General features: G+C 41.7%; 10 protein-coding genes. 7 read left to right on the top strand and 3 right to left on the bottom strand.

Features of this window, described 5'->3' with window-relative positions; genetic code table 11:
* Positions 1-22: 22 nt before the first annotated feature.
* The 3 genes from PL_RS06155 to PL_RS06145 all read left to right on the top strand — a co-directional run bounded on the left by PL_RS06155 (position 23) and on the right by PL_RS06145 (position 16,374).
* The gene (locus PL_RS06155) at positions 23-12,223 is read left to right on the top strand and encodes a DUF7507 domain-containing protein (RefSeq protein WP_348621231.1); all 12,201 of its coding nucleotides are present in this window, start codon (positions 23-25) and stop codon (positions 12,221-12,223) included.
* Between the two features lie 7 nt (positions 12,224-12,230).
* Positions 12,231-13,235 carry a PorP/SprF family type IX secretion system membrane protein gene (locus PL_RS06150; protein ID WP_041883542.1) on the top strand — a complete coding sequence of 335 codons (1,005 nt, stop codon included), beginning with the start codon at positions 12,231-12,233 and terminating at the stop codon, positions 13,233-13,235.
* A gap of 205 nt (positions 13,236-13,440) precedes the next feature.
* Entirely contained in the window at positions 13,441-16,374 is a 2,934-nt protein-coding gene (locus PL_RS06145) for a TonB-dependent receptor (RefSeq protein WP_041883543.1), read from the top strand.
* A gap of 205 nt (positions 16,375-16,579) precedes the next feature.
* Here PL_RS06145 and PL_RS06140 read toward each other — a convergent pair whose 3' ends face one another.
* Complete coding sequence (locus PL_RS06140; RefSeq protein WP_041883544.1) at positions 16,580-17,947, bottom strand: serine hydrolase domain-containing protein; 1,368 nt, start codon at positions 17,945-17,947, stop codon at positions 16,580-16,582.
* Positions 17,948-17,989: 42 nt separating this feature from the next.
* Positions 17,990-18,697 (bottom strand): arylesterase, encoded by a 708-nt coding sequence (locus PL_RS06135; RefSeq protein ID WP_041883553.1) that lies wholly within the window; start codon positions 18,695-18,697, stop codon positions 17,990-17,992.
* A 92-nt stretch (positions 18,698-18,789) separates the two neighbouring features.
* On the opposite strand from PL_RS06135, the gene PL_RS06130 reads away from it, so the two are divergent.
* The 4 genes from PL_RS06130 (at position 18,790) to PL_RS06115 (ending at position 23,383) form a co-directional block, all read left to right on the top strand.
* On the top strand, positions 18,790-19,479 hold the full coding sequence (locus tag PL_RS06130) for an ABC transporter ATP-binding protein (RefSeq protein ID WP_041883545.1): 690 nt from the start codon (positions 18,790-18,792) through the stop codon (positions 19,477-19,479).
* On the top strand, positions 19,472-22,072 hold the full coding sequence (locus PL_RS06125; RefSeq protein WP_041883554.1) for an ABC transporter permease: 2,601 nt from the start codon (positions 19,472-19,474) through the stop codon (positions 22,070-22,072). The genes PL_RS06130 and PL_RS06125 overlap by 8 nt, the downstream gene beginning before the upstream one ends.
* Positions 22,073-22,151: 79 nt before the next feature.
* Complete coding sequence (locus PL_RS06120) at positions 22,152-22,517, top strand: response regulator transcription factor (RefSeq protein ID WP_041883555.1); 366 nt, start codon at positions 22,152-22,154, stop codon at positions 22,515-22,517.
* Positions 22,514-23,383: an aldose 1-epimerase family protein gene (locus tag PL_RS06115; protein WP_235324578.1), complete on the top strand. Its 870-nt coding sequence runs from the start codon at positions 22,514-22,516 to the stop codon at positions 23,381-23,383. Before PL_RS06120 ends, PL_RS06115 begins: the two co-directional genes overlap by 4 nt.
* A gap of 28 nt (positions 23,384-23,411) precedes the next feature.
* Here PL_RS06115 and PL_RS06110 read toward each other — a convergent pair whose 3' ends face one another.
* Complete coding sequence (locus tag PL_RS06110; RefSeq protein WP_041883546.1) at positions 23,412-25,310, bottom strand: CocE/NonD family hydrolase; 1,899 nt, start codon at positions 25,308-25,310, stop codon at positions 23,412-23,414.
* Positions 25,311-25,357: the final 47 nt, after the last annotated feature.

Here is a 25,357-nt window from a genome sequence, read left to right as displayed (position 1 = left end):
CTAAATCTACACTAACAATTCTATGAATAAAGCTCTCCGTTTTAAACTCTTAACAAAGTTTACTTCGCTGATACGCTCATCCGGAGAGCTTATGAGTCGCAGGGGGATTTCGGCAAAAAAAGGTTTCCTGCCTTTTCTTACTATAGGCTTTTTTCTTTTATTATTACTAAATCCATTTTTCTCCTATGCTCAGTTTCCATATGATGAAACATTTAGAAATGCAACTACAAATAAACCAGATGTTGTATTCGGAGGTGATCTCAAAGCATATTTAACAGCTGGTAAGGCACCTAACGGTAGTGCTGCACTGGATCCGGTTGGTCAGGGGTACCTGAGATTAACCAATACTGATGGTGATCAAAAGGGATATGTTTACTCAAATAATGTTTTTCTGGGGACCTATGGTCTGAATATAGAGTTTGAATATTATACTTATGGCGGAACTGGTGCAGATGGTATCTGTTTTTTCCTTTTCGATGCAACTGTACCGGCATTTAATATTGGGGCATTTGGGGGCTCACTCGGTTATTCGCAGAAAGGTTATACAGAAAATAGGGTTAAAATTAAATTGCCTGGTGTAACCAAAGGTTATCTGGGAATTGGTCTTGATGAATATGGGAACTTTGCCAATGCTCTAGAAGACAGATCCGGGGGGCTTACACCGCCGTCTGGTTCATCATCATCCTTGTTTCCGGATTATGTTGTGATCCGTGGTGCGGGAGATGGTTATTCGACATCAACAAATAATTACGGATATATTACTTCCAGGCCTTCGCCATTTGCTATTGCCGGCGGAAAAAGAGGTGCTGTGGCAGGAGAGAACGAATACCGGAAAGTTTTTATCAGCCTAAAGCCTATTAAGCCAGGTACTGGTCTGACGATTAGTGTGAGTATTCAGAAAGGTGGTGTGGTAACACCTATTATTGTTGATTATCCATATCCGGTAGCCGTTCCGGCTGGTGGCTTAAAATATGGAATTGCATCCTCGACTGGTGGTAGTAATAATTATCATGAAATCAGGGGTTTGTCTCTGAGTGTAGATAAAAGCGTGTTGGACGAACCTAAAGCGCCCAGTCCGTCAATGAATATTTGTCAGGGGGATCAGGGCATTCTGGATATACTGGCAGGCGCTACTAAACCAAATGCAGGGGGGGAGCCAAATCCGGACAATGTAGATCTTAATCCCTCCACGCCGGCGATTGAGCAAAAAGTAACCACATCTGCCGGAACTTTTGAATTCGACCTGGCTAATACTAAGAAACTTATTTTTACACCTGCTCCGGGGTTTACAGGTAGCTCGGCATCAATTACGTTCACTTTTATGGATGTTTATGGCGCCAAATCTTCCATAGGAACGGCTACTTTTAATATCGGTTCGCCAATCATTGTCACACAACCCAAAAGTGGTACTATCTGTGAAAACTCTGCTTTTACTACTACGGTAACTGCTACTGGAAGCAACCTCACTTATCAGTGGGAATCCTACAACTCTGGCAGTGGCTGGGCTAATCTTCCAGATCCTGACGGGTCATTAGGTGCAAAAACAAATACGCTTAATATTAGCATGGTTCCATTTGCTTATAATGGGAGTCAATACAGAGTGCATGTCATTTCTCCGGGCGGATGTAATGTTACTTCTGATGTTATTACTTTAACGGTTAATCAACTGCCTAAAGCCGAAATTTCACCACTTTCTCAAAATGTATGTGAGGGGAGTTCTGTGGTCCCGGTTACTTTCAAAGGACTCAATGGAACCGGGCCATATACCTTTTCCTATACGCTTAGTGATGGAACAGTTACCAGTGCGATTCAGACAATTACTACAGCAGGATCAGGTAACTCTGCTATAATAAATCATCCTACTAATGTGCCGGGAGTTTTTACTTATAAAATTGTGAATGTTTCTAACTCTACTTGCAGTAATATACAGCTGGTCAAGAGTGTGATCACTGTAACTCCCAATTCTTCAATAGGGGTAACTCCTGTTTCCGGAACTGCAGTTCAGAGTGTCTGTGTTGATGTGCCAATAAAGCCAATTGTATATCAGGTTAAAGATGCTGATATGGCTACTGTTAGTTTTAATAAACCGAACCCGGGACTGATTGGTGTGTATGATGCTGACAAAAACCAAATAACGATTAGCGGAACTTCTGCTATTGTTGGTAAATTCCCGTTTACTGTGACTACTCTGGGTGGTTGTTCTACGGCAAGCAGTGCAGGAGAGATTAATATTTTGCCAAATACTACAGTTGCCTTGAGCTCAGCTATAAACACGGATGCGCAGGTGCTTTGCGTAAATCAACCGATCGTAAATATTGAATATCAGGTTACCAATGGTAAAAATGCAACAGCAGTAGGTTTACCTGTAGAACTAACCCAGTCTTATGATGCGGCTACTGGTAAATTCACGATCAGTGGAACACCAAAAACAGCAGGTTTGATTAGTTATACTGTAACAGGAACCGGAGATTGTAAATCAGCGGATCTGAGCGGAACAATCAAAGTGAAGCCGGATGTAACGATAGCACTGAGCTCAGCCGTCAACACGGATGCACAGGTACTTTGTGTAAATCAACCGATCGTAAATATTGAGTACCTGATTACCAATGGTAAAAATGCAACAGCTGTAGGTTTACCAGCAGAATTAACCCAGTTTTATGACCCGGCAACGGGTAAGTTTACGATCAGTGGTACGCCAAAAACAGCCGGTCTGATTAGTTATACTGTAACAGGAACTGGAGATTGTAAATCGGCGGATCTGAGTGGAACAATCAAAGTGAAGCCGGATGTAACGATAGCCTTAACCTCGGCTGTTAATACCGATGCACAGGTGCTTTGTGTAAATCAACCGATCGTAAATATTGAATACCTGATTACCAATGGTAAAAATGCAACAGCTGTAGGTTTACCTGTAGAACTAACCCAGTCTTATGACCCGGCTACCGGCAAGTTCACCATTAGTGGTACACCAAAAACAGCAGGTCTGATTAGTTATACTGTAACGGGAACGGGAGATTGTAAATCAGCGGATCTGAGCGGAACAATCAAAGTGAAACCAGATGTAACGATAGCCTTAACCTCGGCTGTTAATACCGATGCACAGGTGCTTTGTGTAAATCAACCGATCGTAAATATTGAGTACCTGATTACCAATGGTAAAAATGCAACAGCTGTAGGTTTACCTGTAGAACTAACCCAGTCTTATGATGCGGCTACCGGCAAGTTTACGATCAGTGGTACGCCAAAAACAGCCGGTCTGATTAGTTACACTGTAACAGGAACGGGAGATTGTAAATCAGCGGATCTGAGTGGAACAATCAAAGTCAAACCGGATGTAACGATAGCTTTGAGCTCAGTAGTCAACACGGATGCGCAGGTGCTTTGTGTAAATCAACCGATCGTAAATATTGAGTACCTGATTACCAATGGTAAAAATGCAACAGCAGTAGGTTTACCTGTAGAACTAACGCAATCATACGACCCGGCTACCGGTAAATTCACGATCAGTGGTACACCAAAAACAGCTGGTCTGATTAGTTATACTGTAACAGGAACGGGAGATTGTAAATCAGCGGATCTGAGTGGAACAATCAAAGTGAAGCCGGATGTAACGATAGCTTTGAGCTCGGCTGTTAATACCGATGCGCAGGTACTTTGTGTAAATCAACCGATCGTAAATATTGAATACCTGATTACTAATGGTAAGAATGCAACAGCAATAGGTTTACCTGTAGAACTAACCCAGTCTTATGACCCGGCTACCGGCAAGTTCACGATCAGTGGTACACCAAAAACAGCCGGTCTGATTAGTTATACCGTAACGGGAACGGGAGATTGTAAATCGGCGGATCTGAGTGGAACAATCAAAGTGAAACCAGATGTAACGATAGCCTTGAGCTCAGCTGTTAATACCGATGCGCAGGTACTTTGTGTAAATCAACCGATCGTAAATATTGAATACCTGATTACCAATGGTAAAAATGCAACGGCAGTAGGTTTACCCGTAGAATTAACGCAATCATACAACCCGGCTACTGGTAAATTCACGATCAGTGGTACGCCAAAAACAGCTGGTTTGATTAGTTATACTGTAACAGGAACCGGAGATTGTAAATCAGCGGATCTGAGTGGAACAATCAAAGTGAAGCCAGATGTAACGATAGCCTTGAGCTCAGTAGTCAACACGGATGCGCAGGTGCTTTGTGTAAATCAACCGATCGTAAATATTGAGTACCTGATTACCAATGGTAAAAATGCAACAGCAATAGGTTTACCTGTAGAACTAACCCAGTCTTATGACCCGGCTACCGGCAAGTTTACGATCAGTGGTACACCAAAAACAGCTGGTCTGATTAGTTATACTGTAACAGGAACAGGCGATTGTAAATCAGCGGATCTGAGTGGAACAATCAAAGTCAAACCAGATGTAACGATAGCCTTGAGCTCAGCCGTCAACACGGATGCGCAGGTGCTTTGTGTAAATCAACCGATCGTAAATATTGAGTACCTGATTACCAATGGTAAAAATGCAACAGCAGTAGGTTTACCTGTAGAACTAACCCAGTCTTATGACCCGGCTACCGGTAAATTCACGATCAGTGGTACACCGAAAACAGCTGGTCTGATTAGTTATACTGTAACAGGAACCGGAGATTGTAAATCAGCGGATCTGAGCGGAACAATCAAAGTGAAGCCAGATGTAACGATAGCCCTGACCTCGGCTGTTAATACCGATGCGCAGGTGCTTTGTGTAAATCAACCGATCGTAAATATTGAATACCTGATTACCAATGGTAAAAATGCAACAGCAATAGGTTTACCTGTAGAACTAACCCAGTCTTATGACCCGGCTACCGGTAAATTCACGATCAGTGGTACACCAAAAACAGCCGGCCTGATTAGTTATACTGTAACAGGAACGGGAGATTGTAAATCGGCGGATCTGAGTGGAACAATCAAAGTGAAGCAAGATGTAACGATAGCCTTGAGCTCGGCTGTTAATACCGATGCACAGGTACTTTGTGTAAATCAACCGATCGTAAATATTGAATACCTGATTACCAATGGTAAAAATGCAACGGCAGTAGGTTTGCCTGTAGAACTAACGCAATCATACGACCCGGCTACCGGTAAGTTTACGATCAGTGGTACGCCAAAAACAGCCGGTCTGATTAGTTATACTGTAACAGGAACCGGAGATTGTAAATCGGCGGATCTGAGTGGAACAATCAAAGTGAAACCAGATGTAACGATAGCCTTGAGCTCGGCTGTTAATACCGATGCACAGGTGCTTTGTGTAAATCAACCGATCGTAAATATTGAATACCTGATTACCAATGGTAAAAATGCAACAGCTGTAGGTTTACCTGTAGAACTAACCCAGTCTTATGACCCGGCTACCGGCAAGTTTACGATCAGTGGTACACCAAAAACAGCTGGTCTGATTAGTTATACTGTAACAGGAACCGGAGATTGTAAATCATCGGATCTGAGCGGAACAATCAAAGTCAAACCAGATGTAACGATAGCACTGAGCTCAGCTGTTAATACCGATGCGCAGGTACTTTGTGTAAATCAACCGATCGTAAATATTGAGTACCTGATTACCAATGGTAAAAATGCAACAGCTGTAGGTTTACCCGTAGAATTAACCCAGTTTTATGACCCGGCAACGGGTAAGTTTACGATCAGTGGTACACCAAAAACAGCAGGTCTGATTAGTTATACTGTAACAGGAACTGGAGATTGTAAATCGGCGGATCTGAGTGGAACAATCAAAGTGAAGCCAGATGTAACGATAGCCTTGAGCTCAGCCGTTAATACCGATGCGCAGGTACTTTGTGTAAATCAACCGATCGTAAATATTGAATACCTGATTACCAATGGTAAAAATGCAACGGCAGTAGGTTTACCTGTAGAACTAACGCAATCATACAACCCGGCTACTGGTAAGTTTACGATCAGTGGTACACCAAAAACAGCCGGTCTGATTAGTTATACTGTAACAGGAACGGGAGATTGTAAATCAGCGGATCTGAGTGGAACAATCAAAGTGAAGCCGGATGTAACGATAGCACTGAGCTCAGCTGTTAATACTGATGCGCAGGTGCTTTGCGTAAATCAACCGATCGTAAATATTGAATACCTGATTACCAATGGTAAAAATGCAACAGCAGTAGGCTTACCCATAGAATTAACGCAATCGTACAACCCGGCTACCGGCAAGTTTACGATCAGTGGTACGCCAAAAACAGCCGGTCTGATTAGTTATACTGTAACAGGAACAGGCGATTGTAAATCAGCGGATCTGAGTGGAACAATCAAAGTCAAACCGGATGTAACGATAGCCTTGAGCTCGGCCGTTAATACCGATGCGCAGGTACTTTGTGTAAATCAACCGATCGTAAATATTGAATACCTGATTACTAATGGTAAGAATGCAACAGCAGTAGGCTTACCTGTAGAACTAACCCAGTCTTATGACCCGGCTACCGGCAAGTTCACGATCAGTGGTACACCAAAAACAGCTGGTCTGATTAGTTATACCGTAACGGGAACCGGAGATTGTAAATCAGCGGATCTGAGTGGAACAATCAAAGTGAAGCCGGATGTAACGATAGCTTTGAGCTCGGCTGTTAATACCGATGCGCAGGTACTTTGTGTAAATCAACCGATCGTAAATATTGAATACCTGATTACTAATGGTAAGAATGCAACAGCAGTAGGCTTACCTGTAGAACTAACCCAGTCTTATGATGCGGCTACCGGTAAGTTTACGATCAGTGGTACGCCAAAAACAGCTGGTCTGATTAGTTATACTGTAACAGGAACGGGAGATTGTAAATCGGCGGATCTGAGTGGAACAATCAAAGTGAAGCAAGATGTAACGATAGCCTTGAGCTCGGCTGTTAATACCGATGCACAGGTACTTTGTGTAAATCAACCGATCGTAAATATTGAATACCTGATTACCAATGGTAAAAATGCAACGGCAGTAGGTTTGCCTGTAGAACTAACGCAATCATACGACCCGGCTACCGGTAAGTTTACGGTCAGTGGTACGCCAAAAACAGCCGGTCTGATTAGTTATACTGTAACAGGAACCGGAGATTGTAAATCGGCGGATCTGAGTGGAACAATCAAAGTGAAACCAGATGTAACGATAGCCTTGAGCTCGGCTGTTAATACCGATGCACAGGTGCTTTGTGTAAATCAACCGATCGTAAATATTGAATACCTGATTACCAATGGTAAAAATGCAACAGCTGTAGGTTTACCTGTAGAACTAACCCAGTCTTATGACCCGGCTACCGGCAAGTTTACGATCAGTGGTACACCAAAAACAGCTGGTCTGATTAGTTATACTGTAACAGGAACAGGCGATTGTAAATCAGCGGATCTGAGTGGAACAATCAAAGTGAAGCCGGATGTAACGATAGCACTGAGTTCAGCTGTTAATACTAATGCGCAGATGCTTTGTGTAAATCAACCGATCGTAAATATTGAATACCTGATTACCAATGGTAAAAATGCAACAGCTGTAGGTTTACCTGTAGAACTAACCCAGTCTTATGATGCGGCTACCGGTAAGTTCACCATTAGTGGTACACCAAAAACAGCTGGTCTGATTAGTTATACTGTAACGGGAACCGGAGATTGTAAATCAGCGGATCTGAGTGGAACAATCAAAGTGAAGCCGGATGTAACGATAGCACTGAGTTCAGCTGTTAATACCGATGCACAGGTGCTTTGTGTAAATCAACCGATCGTAAATATTGAATACCTGATTACCAATGGTAAAAATGCAACAGCTGTAGGTTTACCTGTAGAACTAACCCAGTCTTATGACCCGGCTACCGGCAAGTTCACCATTAGTGGTACACCAAAAACAGCCGGTCTGATTAGTTATACTGTAACGGGAACCGGAGATTGTAAATCAGCGGATCTGAGCGGAACAATCAAAGTGAAACCAGATGTAACGATAGCCTTAACCTCGGCTGTTAATACCGATGCACAGGTGCTTTGTGTAAATCAACCGATCGTAAATATTGAATACCTGATTACCAATGGTAAAAATGCAACAGCTGTAGGTTTACCTGTAGAACTAACCCAGTCTTATGACCCGGCTACCGGCAAGTTCACCATTAGTGGTACACCAAAAACAGCCGGTCTGATTAGTTATACTGTAACGGGAACCGGAGATTGTAAATCAGCGGATCTGAGCGGAACAATCAAAGTGAAACCAGATGTAACGATAGCCTTAACCTCGGCTGTTAATACCGATGCACAGGTGCTTTGTGTAAATCAACCGATCGTAAATATTGAGTACCTGATTACCAATGGTAAAAATGCAACGGCTGTAGGTTTACCTGTAGAACTAACCCAGTCTTATGATGCGGCTACCGGTAAGTTTACGATCAGTGGTACACCAAAAACAGCCGGTCTGATTAGTTATACTGTAACAGGAACCGGAGATTGTAAATCGGCGGATCTGAGTGGAACAATCAAAGTGAAGCAAGATGTAACGATAGCCTTGAGCTCAGCCGTTAATACCGATGCACAGGTACTTTGTGTAAATCAACCGATCGTAAATATTGAATACCTGATTACCAATGGTAAAAATGCAACAGCTGTAGGTTTACCTGTAGAACTAACCCAGTCTTATGCCCCGGCTACCGGCAAGTTTACGATCAGCGGTACGCCAAAAACAGCAGGTCTGATTAGTTATACCGTAACAGGAACGGGAGATTGTAAATCAGCGGATCTGAGTGGAACAATCAAAGTAAAGCCGGATGTAACGATAGCCTTAACCTCGGCTGTTAATACCGATGCGCAGGTACTTTGTGTAAATCAACCGATCGTAAATATTGAATATCAGGTTACTAATGGTAAGAATGCAACAGCAGTAGGTTTGCCAGCAGAACTAACGCAATCATACGACCCGGCTACCAGTAAGTTCACCATTAGTGGTACGCCAAAAACAGCCGGTCTGATTAGTTATACTGTAACAGGAACGGGCGATTGTAAATCAGCGGATCTGAGTGGAACAATCAAAGTGAAGCCGGATGTAACGATAGCCTTGACCTCGGCTGTTAATACCGATGCACAGGTGCTTTGCGTAAATCAACCGATCGTAAATATTGAGTACCTGATTACCAATGGTAAAAATGCAACGGCAGTAGGTTTACCCGTAGAATTAACGCAATCGTACAACCCGGCTACCGGCAAGTTCACCATTAGTGGTACACCAAAAACAGCTGGTCTGATAAACTATACCATAACAGGAACCGGAGATTGTAAATCAGCGGATCTGAGTGGAACAATCAAAGTCAAACCAGATGTAAAACTCACCCTTTTATCGGGTGTCAAAGACCAGGTGATCTGTATCAACAGTGCAATTGAACCTATCGTTTATACCGTTACTGGTGAAACTAATGCTACTGTAGACAATCTTCCTGCAGGGATAATCTGGAAAAGAGAAAGTGGCAAAATTACCATCAGCGGTACACCAACAATATCTGGTGCATTACATTATAAAATCACTGCCACTGGTGATTGTCTGCCAGTAACAGCCGAAGGAGATTTCATCGTAAAACCAGACGTAACAATCTCCTTAACTTCGGCCATAAAAACTGATCAGCAGGAGTTATGTGTAAACCGGTCAATAGTTAATATTGAGTACCAGATAACCAATGGCCGGAATGCAACAGCCACAGGTTTACCAACAGAACTAACCCAATCATACAATGCAGTCACCGGCAAATTTACCATCAGCGGTACGCCAAAAACAGGCGGTCTGATCTCTTATAAAGTTACTGCTACCGGGGATTGTAAGCCAGCAGATATTGCCGGTACCATCAAAGTCAAACCAAATGTTGAGATCATATTAACCACAGGCAGTAACAATCAATCAGCCTGTATCAATACTCCAATTTCAAATGCTGTATATACGGTAAGTAACGGATCGGCAGTAGTTACTAATCTTCCACTGGGTCTGACTCAAAATTACGCCGATGGCTTACTGACTATTAGCGGAACGCCATCACAATCAGGAACATTTAACTATACTGTAACCGTAACAGGAGATTGTGATACTAAACAGGTGCATGGACAAATTGATGTCTATCCAAATGCAGAAATAAACCTGGTTTCTCCTGCAGGAAGCAATCAACCAGTAGTATGTATAAATACCCCGGTTAATCAGATAGTTTATAAAATTACAAATGCAACAGGAGCATTTACTTCAGTTTTACCAGCTGGCCTGACCGGAAATTATGATCGGGCTACCAAAGAATTTACCATTACAGGAAGTCCGTCACTTGCAGGGGTATTTCCTTATACGATTACTACTACCGGAGGATGCGCATCAGCTACACTTAGCGGTCTGATTAAAGTCAATCCAAATACCACACTGCAGCTGATATCAGCAAATGCAAATCAGACTTTATGTATAAACAGTAACAGTCTGCAAGCCATTACCTATCAGACTACAAATGCAACAGGAGCAACCGTCACCGGTCTGCCATCAGGATTATCATGGACTTACGCAGGGGATCAGCTTACAATCACCGGAACTCCTTTAATCTCCGGAGTATTTAACTATACTGTCCATACCACCGGGCTGTGCCAGACCCCGCAGCTTAATGGAACAATAACCGTTAATCCATCTCCGATAGGTTTTAATGACGTGATCAGCAGCCTGACCTGTACAAACAACAGTATTCAATACGATCTGCAGGACAATGTTAGCCAAACCACCAGTGGCGGAAACGCAGTACCTGCAACATTTACCTGGACGGTTGCCCAGAATACCAGCGTTAAAGGTCTTCGTAATGGCTCCGGAAATAAAATTAATGCCACATTAATTAATACCAGCCATACCGTACAGCAAGTCATTTATACTGTTACCCCAACTTCAATTACCGGTGGCTGTCCAGGGAATAGCTTTACCGTAACAGTTAATGTACCGGTTTGCAGCGGACTAAACATAACGAAAACGGCTAATGTAAGCCTGGTTTCTGTGCCCGGAGATCAGATACAGTATACCATTACCGTAAAAAATACGGCCAGTGCAAATCATACTAATGTACAAGTGAAAGATCCATTTCTGGGAGGAATATTGAGAGGACCAGCTTACGGAGACAATGGAAATGGAATTCTTGAAGCTAATGAATCATGGGTATATACCGGAACTTACCGGGTTACTCAGGAAGATATTGACAACAATGGAAAACCTGATATCAGATCCGGTAAAATCATCAATACAGCAACTGTAAGCACAGCAGAAGCTCCGGCTCCACTATCTGCTACAGCAACTGTAGATATTGTAACCAAAGGCACGATTGTCCTGGTTAAAACAGGAGTGATGAGCAATGATTTTTCTACCATAGTTTATACCTTCAAAATAACCAATACAGGAAGAGTAAAGCTCTACAATCTGAAATTAATGGATACCAGAATTGGTGGAAAAATAGAACTGGGTGTAAATGAGATTGCTGCAGGAGCTTCAGTTACAGTTACCGCTACCTATAAAGTTACTGACGAAGAAAAAAGAGATGGAAGAGTAATTAATACGGCAACTGTTACTGCAAATACACCATCAGGTGATCCTGTATCTGATATTTCAGGTACACAGGCAAATAACGATGATCCAACCGTTCATATTATTGTAGATGCACCACAGGCGATTAATGATAAAGCAGATGTTCAGATCAATGAGTTTGTGACTATCAATGTTGCAGGTAATGATCTGGCTTCATTAAACGGCCTGAACAAAGCCAGCATAGAAATCTTTAGTTACCCTTCAAACGGACAGATCGTAGTACATACAGATGGGACAGTAACCTATACGCCAAATAAAGGCTATTCAGGACCAGATGATTTTACTTACTACATCTATGATAATAAAGCGGTGACCCCTAACAGAAGTAACAGGGCGCAGGTAAATATTACAGTCATTCCGATACCTCTGTTCATTCCAAATACCATTACGCCAAACGGAGATGGTAAAAATGATACGTTCAAAATTATTGGAAGAGAAAGTTTTGACGGTATTGAATTAATGGTTTTCAACAGATGGGGGAATGAGGTTTACAGGAATAACAATTACCTGGATGAGTGGGATGGATCGGGGTTAACCGAAGGAACCTATTACTATATCATCACATTGAAAAAAGCAGGTAGCAAAACCTCTAAAAATGGTTGGGTACTTATAAAAAGATAGATTAATAATGAAAAGACTATGTAAAATATTTATGCTCCTAAGCTCAATCGGTTTATTTACCGGTCAGGCAGTTGCGCAGCAAAATATTCAGTTTTCTCAGTATATATTTAATACCCTGAGTGTGAATCCTGCCTATGCCGGATATAAAGAAGAATGGTTTGCCCAGCTGGCACTGCGTAATCAGTGGGTGGGTATACAGGGAGCACCTAAAACCGGTCAGATCTCTATTGATGGTATTCTCGATCCTCAAACCACCAAACACGGTGTCGGCGTTCAGATTACCTCAGATAAACTAGGTCCGCAGTCTTCCAGTTCAGTTACACTAAATTATGCTTTCCGTATCCAGCTTGATGGAGCAGATACCCGCAGGCTGAGTTTTGGTTTAGGAGTAGGAGCAGCCCAATATGGCTTAAATGGAAATGCATTGACCTCAGTAGACGGAGGAGACGGTACCATACCAACCGGCGGTTCCAGTAAAATCTCACCAGACTTCCGTGCCGGTGTTTTCTATACCACGCCATACTGGTACATTGGTGTTTCTGCACTAAACCTGTTAAATAACAGTAAATCGGTAGAGGATTACAGAAGAAGCGCAGGCATTGCCGATAATATCACCCGCACCAGGCATCTTTATTTTGTGGCAGGCTCTCTGGTTAACGTTTCAACCGATCTGAGAATCAGACCAAGTATGATGATCAGAGAAGATTTTAAAGGACCAACCAATGCAGATTTTAATATCATGGCTATATTTAATGATAAAATCTGGCTTGGCGGAGGCTATCGTACCAGTATCAAAGCATTTAAAAAAGAATATCAGAATACTGATGTAACCAGCCAGGCAGCATTGATCGGTATTGCCCAGTTTTATGTCAATGAACGCTTCAGAATAGGCTATTCCTATGATTACGCCATCTCTAAACTCAACGGATATCAATCCGGAACCCATGAAATTACCGTCGGTATAGCTTTCGGAAAAGCACCGAAATCTTCTATCTGTCCAAGGGTATTCTAAAATAAATTTCGTAATGCGGGTGTCATTATTTAGTTTTGTATACTAAATCTATAGACATTATGTTATTTATTGAACTAACACTCTCTTCTTTACAGCCCGAAAGAACGCTTGTCCTTGTTAATGAGGTCTGTTATGGTTGTTGTTTATCCAGTTTTTAGAGAACCACAATTAATCAGCAGTAATCAGACAACCACAAAACAAAAACATGAAACTATTTTACCAGAAGCATTTTTATGCATTAATTTTTTTATTTTTAAGTATTCAATTTCAGCAGCTGCATGCACAGGAAAGTCAGCTGATCGAAGTCAGCGGAACAGTGAATGACCAGGAGCTAAAAACCCCGTTGCCCGGCGTAAGTGTTTCTATCAAAGGAACAGTTGCAGGAACCACAACTGATCAGAATGGAAAATTCAAACTACGTTCCAAACTTAAATTCCCATTTAAACTGGTCTTTACCAGTATAGGATTTCAGACACAGGAATTTGATGTTAAAGAATCCGGGTTACAGCTCAATATAGCTCTGGTTACTCAAACCCTTCTCGGGAATGAGGTGGTCATTACTGCCTCACGTGTACCTGAAAATATTCTTAAATCGCCAGTTGCAATAGAAAAACTGGATATCAGGGCTATCCGGGATTCTCCGGCACCAAGTTTTTATGATGCACTGGAAAATGTTAAAGGGGTACAGATGACTACCGCAAGTTTAACTTTCAAAATCCCTAATACCAGAGGTTTTAATATTCCCAGTAATTATAGATTCATGCAATTGGTAGACGGTATCGATATGCAGGCGGCTACCCTGGGTGTACCTCTTGGAAATGCGATCGGACCAACAGAACTGGATATTGCCAGTATTGAAATTACTCCTGGCGCAGCTTCTGCGCTTTATGGGATGAATGCGATTAACGGAATGTCTAACTTAATTACCAAGAGTCCTTTTCTTTATCAGGGATTAAGTTTTTATCAAAAAGGAGGACTGAATCATCTCGGTGGAACAGGCAGGGACGCAAGTGGACTGACTGAAACTGCTGTCCGTTATGCCAAAGCATTTAACAATAGGTTTGCTTTTAAAGTTAACCTGAGTTACTTAAGGGGAACCGACTGGTTATCAGACACCCGTACAGATCAGAATCCGAATAACCTGAAAAGTGCAAATCCATCCTTCCCATCATTAAATGGGGAGAATAATGTCGCATTTGACGGATGGAACAAATATGGTGACGACGTCCTTGCAGGGAGTAATACGGTTTCAGTGAGTGGGCTAAATATTAATGGTAAAGCGAATCAGACCCTTAACGTAGCCAGAACGGGTTATTGGGAAAAAGATCTGGTAAAACCTAAAGTAGATAACCTGAAATTTGATATCGGTCTAAATTATCGTATTGGAAACTTTGCAGAGTTATCCTATGATTACCGCATTGGAAAAATGGGGGGAGTATTTCAGCGTGGTAATAAAATCCAGCTCGATAACGTCATCATACAAAATCATAAATTAGAACTCAAAGGGAGTAATTTCCTGGTTCGTGCTTATATGTCACTTGAAAATTCAGGAGACTCTTATAATGTGAAACCTCTGGCAGATAATCTTGATCTGGCAAGCGGCGGAAGTGGAACAGTCTGGGGTGGAAAATATAAAAACGCATTAAATGCCTATGCAGCAGCAAACGGAGGCGCGCTGAATGATGCAAATCTGGCTGCAGCAACAGCTTATGCCCGTCAGCAGGCAGATGCCGGTCGTGTAGAGCCTGGGACACAGGCTTTTGAAACATTGAAAAATACGATTATTGGAATTAATAACTGGGATATCAAATCCTCAACCATTCCGGATGCGACTACTACCGGTGGGGCAGCGTTAATCCAAAAAAGTCGTTTATATCATGTAGAGGGGCAATGGGACCTTTCTAAGCAGGCTAAATATTTTGGATTACTGATTGGCGGGGATGCCAGGGTCTACAGTATAATTCCGGATGGAAACAGCTTTGTTGATTTTAGCAGACCGATTGCAGATCGTGGAAAAGAATTACCGGACGGAAGTTTTGGAAAAGATATTCACTATAAAAAGATAGGTGCATTTACACAGGTCACCAAAACATTTTTTGAAGAAAAACTGAAGCTGTTTGCCTCTATCCGTTATGATTATAATCCCGAGTTTGACCCTAAATTTACGCCTAGAATTGCAGCAGTTTACTCTCCTGACAGCCACAATAATTTCAGAATTACCTATCAGCAGGGATATCGTTTTCCTGGATTATTTGAAGCCCTTTCTTATGTCAATAACGGCCGTGTAAAAAGGGTTGGAAGTTTATCTTATATCAATGAAGGCCTGGGTTATCTGGATAACAGTTATACCAGGGCATCCGGAGTATTATTCAATGCAGCAGTAAATGCTGCTGTTGCAGCTGGTGCAGACAGAAATACTGCAGCTTTAGCTAACCGCGATATCCTGGTTAAAGCTGATTTGGCAAAAGGAAGTCCTGAAAAGATCAACTCTCTGGAGATCGGCTATAAAAGTGTGTTGTTAGAAAATAAACTTTTTGTAGATATTGATGCCTATACCAATACTTATACAGGATTCCTGGGACAGGTACAGGTTGATGTACCCAAAGGTGCGATTGTTGGTTCTGATGCTGCTGTTTTGAATATGCTGGATGCTAACCGCGATGCCGGGCAGGATCGTTACAGAGTTTATACCAATGCTAAGAATAAGTATAGAAACTACGGTTCTGCTTTGGGTATAACTTATAATTTTTATAAGAAATATACGGTAGCAGGAAACGTAAGTTATAATAAGATAAAATCCAATGCACAGGATGATATTTTCGTTACCGGATTCAATACACCCGAATGGTCAACAAATCTGACTATAGGAAACAGGGAAATCGTGAAAAATCTGGGTTTTAGCGTAGTTTATAAATGGCAGAACTCCTTTTTATGGGAAAGTCCGCTGGTTACCGGCAGAGTAGCAGCAATCAGCACTTTTGATGCGCAGGTTACTTTGAAAATACCAAAGGCCAGTGCTTTTGTAAAGGTTGGCGGAACAAATATTCTAAACAGACCGTTTTTACAGTATGCTGGTGGTCCGACAATCGGAGCTTTATATTATGCCGCGGTTACTTTTGAAGGATTGCTGAGTAAATAATCATTTAATAGCTTTTAAAGCGTATTCAACTGGTTCCGAAGCTGGACAAAAAGACTGTAAAACTACCATTTAGCTTCGGAGTTGAGAAGGGGTTGATAAGGCCATGGCCTTATCAACCCCTTCTCAACACAAACCACAAACACAACTTAGGCACTATCCTATACCATAAGCGTATAAAGATCGCATTATATTCAAAGTAAATAGCTTATTTGTCCTTAATGATGTGAAGCAGAATTTCCATGGCAAGCTCATCTACATCTTTGCCGGAATTGCTTAATACAATAATGCCGGTTTGTTTTTCTTTCACAAAACTGCAAAAACTTCTGAAACCTGCAGTTCCACCATTGTGCCAGATAACTACATCTTCGTTGAGAAACTGTACAATCCAGGCAAGTCCCCGTCCAAAACCGGGTTGGAGATCAGTTTCCTGATGTGACAAAGAAAAATCCTGATTATAGTCCTGCATATTGGCCCGGAGATAAAGAATCATGTCATTGATGTTCGATTTTAAGCCACCGGCAGATTTAAATGCCCCCATATCCCAATAACCGGCATCTTTGCTTTCTTCCTGATTGTAGCCCATAGTGAGAAGGATCTTTTTCTTTTCCGGAACATCATAGGTCGTATCCTGCATCTTAAGTGGTGCAGTAATAATTTTCCGGATCAGCGTTTCCAGCGGTAGCTGATAAACATTCTCCAGGATGATCCCCAGCAGTGCAAATCCAAGATTTGAATATTCAGCTCTTAAACCCGGAAGTTCATCGGTTTCAAAATTTCTGAGATAGGTAAAGATCATTTCCCTGGTATAATTCCGGTACGGATTATCTTCATCATAGCCTGGGTAATCTTCAAAATCTTCCGGCAGCCCGGGTAAACCGGAAGTATGATTGCAGAGATCAATAATTTTTATTGGTGTATTTTCAAAATGCAAATCCGGATATTCACCAGGTAAGTATTTTCTGATATCATCTTTTAATTTGATTTTCCCTTCATTAACTGCATGAGAAAGCATCACAGCAGTAAATGTTTTGGAAATAGATCCTATTTCATAGAGAGACCGGCTATCGGACAGGCTCAGATTTCCACCCTGGGTCTCACCATAAAAGAATGTTTCAGTCCGGGTTCCGTTAATAACAGCTATGCTGAGTCCACGGCTATCCGGGTCTTTCAGATATTCGATAGCCAGCTGAGCGATGAAATGATGCAGCTCTGTTTGTCCCGGGTTATCTGACAATATGGTAAGCGGGTCTCTGGGGTTTAAAATAACCTCTTCTTTATGAAACGGCGCCCACTCCAGATAATTGATCAGGTTATCTGGAGTGATACCTGTTTTTAAGGATAGTTCTCCATCCTTGAAATTCACCAGATATTCAATGATTCCCTGATTGGTATCAATCTGTTCCCAGGAAATAATTTCTCCAAGAGCTCTCTTTATCTCATTTTTATAAAAGCTGATTACTGATTTTTCAGAAAAATACTGGCGGAATTCAGGAGCAAGCAAGGTATATATTTTAGCAAACTGGTTGCTGTTATAAAACTCGGTCAGCTGACTAATAACTAGACTGGAATCCATATCAAATCGAATTTCGGGGATAAACTGATTTCTTCGCTGAGATTAAAGTTCAGGTTGTAATTTTGACCATACATTTGCTGCAACGATCTGATGACCTTCAGGATTAGGATGTATGCCGTCTTTCTGATTTAACCGGGTGATACCGCCTACATCTTTCAATAGAAAAGGCAGTAAATCCATATTGTTTTTCTTTGCTAATGCAGGAAACATAGCCGCAAAAGGCTTTGTATATTTTTCTCCCATGCTGGGTGGCATTTGCATACCAGTTAGCAGGAGTCTTGCTTTCGGATATTTCTCTTTTACCCGATCAATTATTGCCTGCAGGTTAGCCGTTGTTTCTGTCACCGGGATACCTCTCAGGCCGTCATTAGAGCCTAATTCTAAAACGAAAATGTCTACTGGTTGTTTCAGTATCCAGTTAATACGGCTTTTTCCGGCAGCCGAAGTTTCTCCGCTTAAACCAGCATTAATAACTTTATAGGGTAAATGCAGGGAATCAATTTTCTTTTGTATCAGCGCAGGAAAAGCCTGTTCAGGATTTACACCCAGTCCGGCAGTCAGGCTGGTTCCAAAAAACAGAATATGTTTAACCTGATCTTTTTTAGCCGTAGATGTGATTTGCGCAGAATCTCCACTGGTAACCTGGGTTGATTTCTCCGTCTTACTCTCCATGTTTCCACAACTGGCCAGCAAACAGGCACCTATCATTAAAACGATGTAATTATAACGTAACTTATTGCTCTTTATCATATAAAAAGATTGGTTTTTGATATATTTAAAAGTTAACATTTACCAGTTGTTGTATCAAATATCAATAAATATCATCATTTAACCTTATTTCTTTGGAAACGATATTAAATATAAAAGGAATCAGTAAACAATATCAAAATGCCGCTGCTTCACTTACCATACTAGATCATATTGATTTTTCTATTTATAAGGGCTCTACAGTAGCTATAACCGGGCCGTCGGGTAGTGGAAAAACTACATTACTTGGCTTGTGTGCAGGCCTGGACCGGGCGACTTCGGGCAGTGTGGAACTTAATCATATCGTATTGGATCAGCTCTCAGAAGATGAAAGAGCCGCTGTACGCAACCGTTATGTAGGTTTCATTTTTCAGAATTTCCAGCTGTTACCAACGCTGACTGCTATAGAAAACATTATGGTTCCGCTGGAGCTCAGAGGAGAGAAAAACATTCGTCCGCGGGCCATGGAACTACTGGATAAAGTTGGGTTAACCGACCGTGCAAATCACTACCCGGTTCAGCTTTCGGGAGGAGAGCAGCAGCGGATTTCTCTTGCAAGAGCTTTTTCCAATACGCCCGCGATCTTATTTGCCGATGAACCGACAGGGAATCTGGATGGTGAAACCAGTGAAAAAGTGATTCGTCTGCTGTTTGATTTAAATAAGGAAGCAGGTACGACGCTGGTAATTGTAACACATGATTTAGAACTCGCGGCCCGTACTGACAGGGTGATCAGATTGAAAAGCGGAGTAATTATAGCTGATGAACAAAAGACATATGCCTGATCAACAACCCAATCTCCAAAAAAGGATCGCTGTTTCCTGGTTGTTTAAAATGGCCTGGAGAGATAGCCGTAAAAATCGTTCCAGATTGTTCCTTTTTACTTCTTCTATTATTTTAGGGATTACGGCTCTGGTTGCCGTATATTCTTTCGGGGATAATTTACAGCGGGACATTGACGAACAGGCTAAAACACTGACCGGTGCAGATTTGATTATTGACAGCCGTAAAGCGATCAGCGCACCTGCGATGGCAATGCTGGATACTTTGGGTAATCAGCAGGCTAAGGAACAGAGTTTCCCTTCCATGTTGTATTTTATTAAAGGACAGGGGAGCAGACTGGTTCAGATCAGAGCCTTACAAGGTAAATATCCGTTTTACGGGGAGATTGAAACCACGCCAAAGGTGGCAGCCAAAACCTGGGATCAGGGCCGGAATGCATTGGTTGACAAGACAGTCATGCTGCAGTTTAATGCCAGACCTGGAGATTCTATACAGGTAGGAAAACTTAATTTTGCCATTTCAGGCTATCTGGACCAGGCTCCCGGACAAATCGGTGTTATGGCTTCTATTTCACCGGTCGTTTATATTCCCTTTAAGTATCTCGCTGGTACCGGGCTGGCGCAGTTTGGCAGCCGTATTCACTATTCCTATTACTATAAATTTGACAGACAAAGCGACATTCCTCTGGTTCTGAAAAAAATCCGGCCGGTACTGGATAAAGAAGGGCTTGATCATGAAACCGTAGCGTCTAAAAAACAAAATACAGGACGTGCATTTCAGGATCTTACGCAGTTTCTTTCTCTGGCAGGTTTTATTGCCTTATTACTGGGATGTATTGGTGTAGGAAGTGCTATTCATGTCTATATCAGCGAAAAAATGGCGGCTATAGCAACCTTGCGCTGTCTGGGCGTAAGTGCTTGGCAGGCCTTCTTTATCTATCTGATTCAGCTTACATTTATTGGTTTTATTGGGGCTGTTGCAGGTGCTGCAGCCGGCACAGGATTACAGTTTCTGCTGCCTTACGCACTCCGGGATTTTCTGCCGGTAGATTTTAATATGCAGATCTCCTGGATGGCAATTTTGCAGGGCATTATCACCGGTGTGGTCATAGCGATACTTTTTGCCCTTCCATCTTTATTATCTGTCAGACGGATATCTCCGCTGAATGCGATAAGAGTATCATTTGAGCAATCAAAAGAAAAGGCTGATCCGATAAAAATGATGGTTTATCTGATCATCTTTTTATTTGTACTGGGTTTTACCTATTTGCAGATGAACAGCTGGTTACAGGCAGTAATATTCTCGGTCAGTCTGGTCGTAATCACAGGTATATTTTATGGGTTATCAGTTTTATTACTGACACTGGTCAGAAAAGTACTTCCTGCTGGTATAGCTTATACCTGGAGACAGGGTTTTTCTAATTTGTACCGGCCAAATAACCTGACATTGATGCTGATTGTAGCCATCGGTTTATCCACTACGCTGATTGCCACTTTATATTTTGTTCAGGGCATACTGATTAATAAAGTTACTTTATCATCCGGAAAGGTTCAGCCAGATATGGCTCTTTTTGATATTCAGAGTGATCAGGTTAAAGCGGTAAATGCACTTGCCGGAAAATACCATCTGCCGCTGATGAACCAGGTTCCTGTGGTCACTATGCGTCTGGAAGAAATTAATGGCAAAACTGCTGCCCAGCTAGCGGTCGCTGATAGTTTGAAAAATAAGCAAACAGCTGATAAAGGAAATGAAAAAAGGGAAAGTTCAGCTTCGGTCTTTAAAAATGAAATCAGAGCTACTTATCAGACCCGGCTGACTGGTGCAGAAAAAGTAACCAGCGGAACCTGGACAGGGCAGGTGAAATCTCCTGCAGATAAAATATATATTTCGCTGGATGAACGTTATGCGGAGCGCATAGGCGTGAAATTGGGAGATCAAATGCTCTTTAACGTGCAGGGAATGATGATCCCAACAGTTATCGGAAGTTTAAGAAAGGTAGAATGGGGCAGGGTACAAACTAATTTCCGGGTTGTATTTCCGGCAGGCGTACTGGAAGATGCCCCTCAGTTTCACGTACTGATGACTAAAATCGGGGATGCTAAAATTTCGGCGCAATTTCAGGCTGCAGTAGTCCGGAGTTTCCCTAATATCTCTGTGATTGATCTTGGGCTGGTTTTACAGGTACTGGATACGCTGCTGAGTAAAATTAGCTTTGTGATCCGTTTTATGGCTTCTTTTAGTATTGTTACCGGGTGGATCGTTTTGATTTCTGCTGTAAGGAGCAGTAAAAATCAAAGACTCCGGGAAATTGTTCTGCTGAGAACTATAGGTGCAAATGGTAAACAGATTCTGTCCATTACCGCAATAGAGTATCTGTTTCTGGGGCTGATTGCAGCTGTGGCGGGCGTACTGATTGCGATGACCGGAAGCTGGATCATGGCAGTATATCTTTTTGGAACAGATTTTACCCCTTCTTTCTTTCCGGTTTTGCTATTATTCAGTTCAGTAATCCTGATTGTAGTAATTACAGGAATGCTGAGCAGCAGAGGTGTGCTTACACAGCCTCCTTTAGCAGTCTTAAGGAAAGATAGTTAAGATAAAATAGCAATAATTAAAGAAACCGGAACAATGTTTGCATATTGCTGAGAATTAGATTTTGATCCTTAAAGCAATTATGAAGAAAAGAATACACGTACTGGAAGATGACCAGGATATCAGATATATTATTGAGTTTTTATTAAAAGATGAAGGTTATGAATTGCAGCTTTCATCCACTTTTGCAGAATTGAAAAGTAAACTGAATGAATCTCTTCCTGATTTATTTATTATAGATGTAATGCTTCCGGATGGAAATGGGATAGAAATCTGCGAAGATCTGAAAACAGACATTTTTACCAAACATATTCCTGTGATTGTGATGTCGGCAAATCCGGATAGTAAAGAACAAAGTGTTACTGCGGGTGCTGATACTTATATCAGCAAGCCATTTGATCTGGATTATGTAGTTAAAAGAATAGAAAGATTATTAGTTACCAAATGATGATTTTACTGGAAAACGAGCATATTAAAGTAGCTGTTGCGGCCAAAGGTGCAGAAATGCAGCATATTATAAGTAAACAGACTAACCTTGAGTATTTATGGAAAGGGGATTCAGCATACTGGGGTAAATTCAGTCCTGTACTTTTTCCTGTTGTAGGTGGATTAAAGAATAATACCTATAGTATCGGAGACCAGTCTTATCAGCTTCCACGTCACGGATTTGCCAGGGATCTTGAATTTGAGGTTCAGCAGATCAATGAGCAGGAGGCTTTATTTACACTTTCCAATAACAGTGAAACACTAAAAGTTTATCCTTTTGAATTCAGATTCAGTTTAAGATATAAGCTTTCAGGCGCTTCGGTTTCCTGTACTTATGAAGTGCATAATCCCGGAGTAAAAGATTTATTGTTTTCTGTTGGCGGACATCCTGCTTTCGCTGTGCCTTTAACATCAGATACAGTTTATGAAGACTATTATCTGGATTTTTCACAGGATGAAGCCCTGCATGTTCATGAAATAGAAGATAACCTGATTAGTGATAAAACTGTAGTTATACAGTTAAATGAGCGGAAGCTAAATCTGCAGCATGACTTGTTTTATAATGATGCATTGGTGATGAAAGACCTGAACAGTAAGTCAATTCAGCTTCGAAACACTAAAAATCAGCATGGGTTGACATTTCGTTTTATAGATTTCCCGTTTTTTGGTATCTGGGCAGCTAAAGATGCAGATTTTGTTTGTCTGGAGCCTTGGTGTGGTATTGCAGATGGCATTCATCATAACCAGCAGCTCAGCGATAAAGAAGGAATACAATCTTTATCGCCGGGTCTTGACTGGAAACGAAGCTGGGCAGTAGAAATTTTCTAATCTGCCTCTGAAATAAGGCTGATTATTCTTAATCAGCCTTCAATACACTAACCTTTACACTGGATGCCTGTCCTTTTTTAAAGTATACACGGTGGGTCGCTTTCTGAAAGTCGGCCTCAGTAGCTTTATAAATATTAACAAACTTTTGCGGATTGCGATCTACCAGCGGGAACCAGGAACTTTGTACCTGTACCATTATTTTATGCCCTTTTTTAAAGCAATGAGCTGCATCCTGCATGTCAAATTTAACCTCAGTTATCTGATCAGGGATCATTGCTTCTGGCGTTGAAAAACTATTTCTGAACTTGGAACGCATCACTTCGGCACGGACCAATTGCTGGAAGCCGCCCATTTTGGTCTCATGGACAGGACTGTCGTTGGGCGCGTCGCCAGGATATACATCAATCAGCTTCACGACAAAATCGGCATCGGTACCTGTGGTAGAAACAAACAGGTCGGCCAGCAGGTGACCTGAAATGACCACGTCATTTTCCAGTACTTCAGTCTGATAAACCAGTACATCAGGTCTGGATGCGGTAAAACGCTGATCTTCATACATAAAATCAGTACCTCTGTCTATTCTGATCTCTTTAGTATAGGGAACTGGTTTATCAGGATCACTGATAAATTCATCATAACCTTTTGTATTGTCTGCAGGCGCTTCAAAAGAAAGTTTTCCGCCGGCATGGAAATATAAACGCTGTTCCTTAGCTTCTGCAGGTGGCCAAGCACTATATTTTTTCCACTGATTGGAACCTGTTTCAAATATAGTGGCTTTTGGAAGATCAGGATTGGCTGTGCCTTTCAGGTAGTGATTGAAAAAGGCAAGTTCAATCTGTTCCCTGTAATACGGGCCGGTTTCTGAATAGAAGCGTACATTACCTAAAAAGTCATTTTTGCCTCTTGTCCAGCTTCCATGAGTCCATGGACCCATTACCAGATAGTTTGGGCTGGCTGGTTTATTTTTTTCAATACCAGCAAAAGTTTTAAGCGGTCCATACAAATCTTCCTGGTCAAACCATCCGCCAACAGTCATTACTGCAGGCTTGATTTTTTTTAAGTGTGGTACAGGTGTACGGGAAGCCCAGAAGTCGCTGTAAGATTCATTGTCTACCATCTCATTCCAGACCTGATTTTTTCTTTTGAAGTATTTCTCATTTACATTTTTTACCGGGCCAAGGTTTTTATAAAACTCATAGGCATCAGGTGTACCGAATGCTGTAAATGGTACCGCATGGTCAGGTGTAGGTTCTGGTCTTGGTGCACCGTAATAAGACAAAAAGGAGAAAGTACCCATCAGGAAAAATGCACCATTGTGATGGCGGTCATCTCCCATAAACCAATCTGTTACCGGAGCCTGGGGTGAGGCTGCTTTTAATGCCGGATGTGCATCAATGGTAGTCATAGTGGTATAAAAGCCAGGAGCAGAAATCCCCCAGGTACCAACTTTTCCATTGTTTGATGGTACATTTTTAATCAGCCAGTCTATGGTATCATAACTGTCAGAACTTTCATCTATATCAGTCTTTTTCTTTTTATCCGGAAAATAAGGACGGGTGGCTACAAATTCTCCTTCAGACATATATCTGCCTCTTACATCCTGATAAACAAATATGTATCCGTCTTTTGCAAAAACCATTGACGGGCCTAAACTGGTCTTATACAATTCGGGTCCGTAAGGGCCTGCGCTGTAGGGTGTACGGTTGTACATGATCGGATATTTTTTTGACCCGTCTTTTGGCACATAAATAATCGTAAAGAGCTTTATGCCATCCCGCATAGGGATTTGTTTCTCAATTTTTGTATAATGGGATCTGATATAGACCTGATCATCCATATTAGCTGCTGTTTTCTGGGCCAGAAGACCAAAAGATAACATTGACATTGCAGCTGATAAAATATAGGTTTTCTTAGCTAAGGATTTCATAGTGGCAAAATAAACATATTGTTTATACAATCAGAGAGATGAAAGGA

This window comes from Pedobacter lusitanus (genome assembly GCF_040026395.1).
GTDB classification, from domain to species: domain Bacteria; phylum Bacteroidota; class Bacteroidia; order Sphingobacteriales; family Sphingobacteriaceae; genus Pedobacter; species Pedobacter lusitanus.
This window is presented reverse-complemented; position numbering and strand designations above follow the sequence as displayed.

Coding starts and splice junctions, on each gene's coding strand:
- PL_RS06150 (WP_041883542.1), top strand. CDS start 12,231: ATGAAAAGACTATGTAAAATATTTATGCTCCTAAGCTCAATCGGTTTA.
- PL_RS06135 (WP_041883553.1), bottom strand. CDS start 18,697: ATGATAAAGAGCAATAAGTTACGTTATAATTACATCGTTTTAATGATA.
- PL_RS06115 (WP_235324578.1), top strand. CDS start 22,514: ATGATGATTTTACTGGAAAACGAGCATATTAAAGTAGCTGTTGCGGCC.
- PL_RS06155 (WP_348621231.1), top strand. CDS start 23: ATGAATAAAGCTCTCCGTTTTAAACTCTTAACAAAGTTTACTTCGCTG.
- PL_RS06125 (WP_041883554.1), top strand. CDS start 19,472: ATGCCTGATCAACAACCCAATCTCCAAAAAAGGATCGCTGTTTCCTGG.
- PL_RS06110 (WP_041883546.1), bottom strand. CDS start 25,310: ATGAAATCCTTAGCTAAGAAAACCTATATTTTATCAGCTGCAATGTCA.
- PL_RS06140 (WP_041883544.1), bottom strand. CDS start 17,947: ATGGATTCCAGTCTAGTTATTAGTCAGCTGACCGAGTTTTATAACAGC.
- PL_RS06120 (WP_041883555.1), top strand. CDS start 22,152: ATGAAGAAAAGAATACACGTACTGGAAGATGACCAGGATATCAGATAT.
- PL_RS06145 (WP_041883543.1), top strand. CDS start 13,441: ATGAAACTATTTTACCAGAAGCATTTTTATGCATTAATTTTTTTATTT.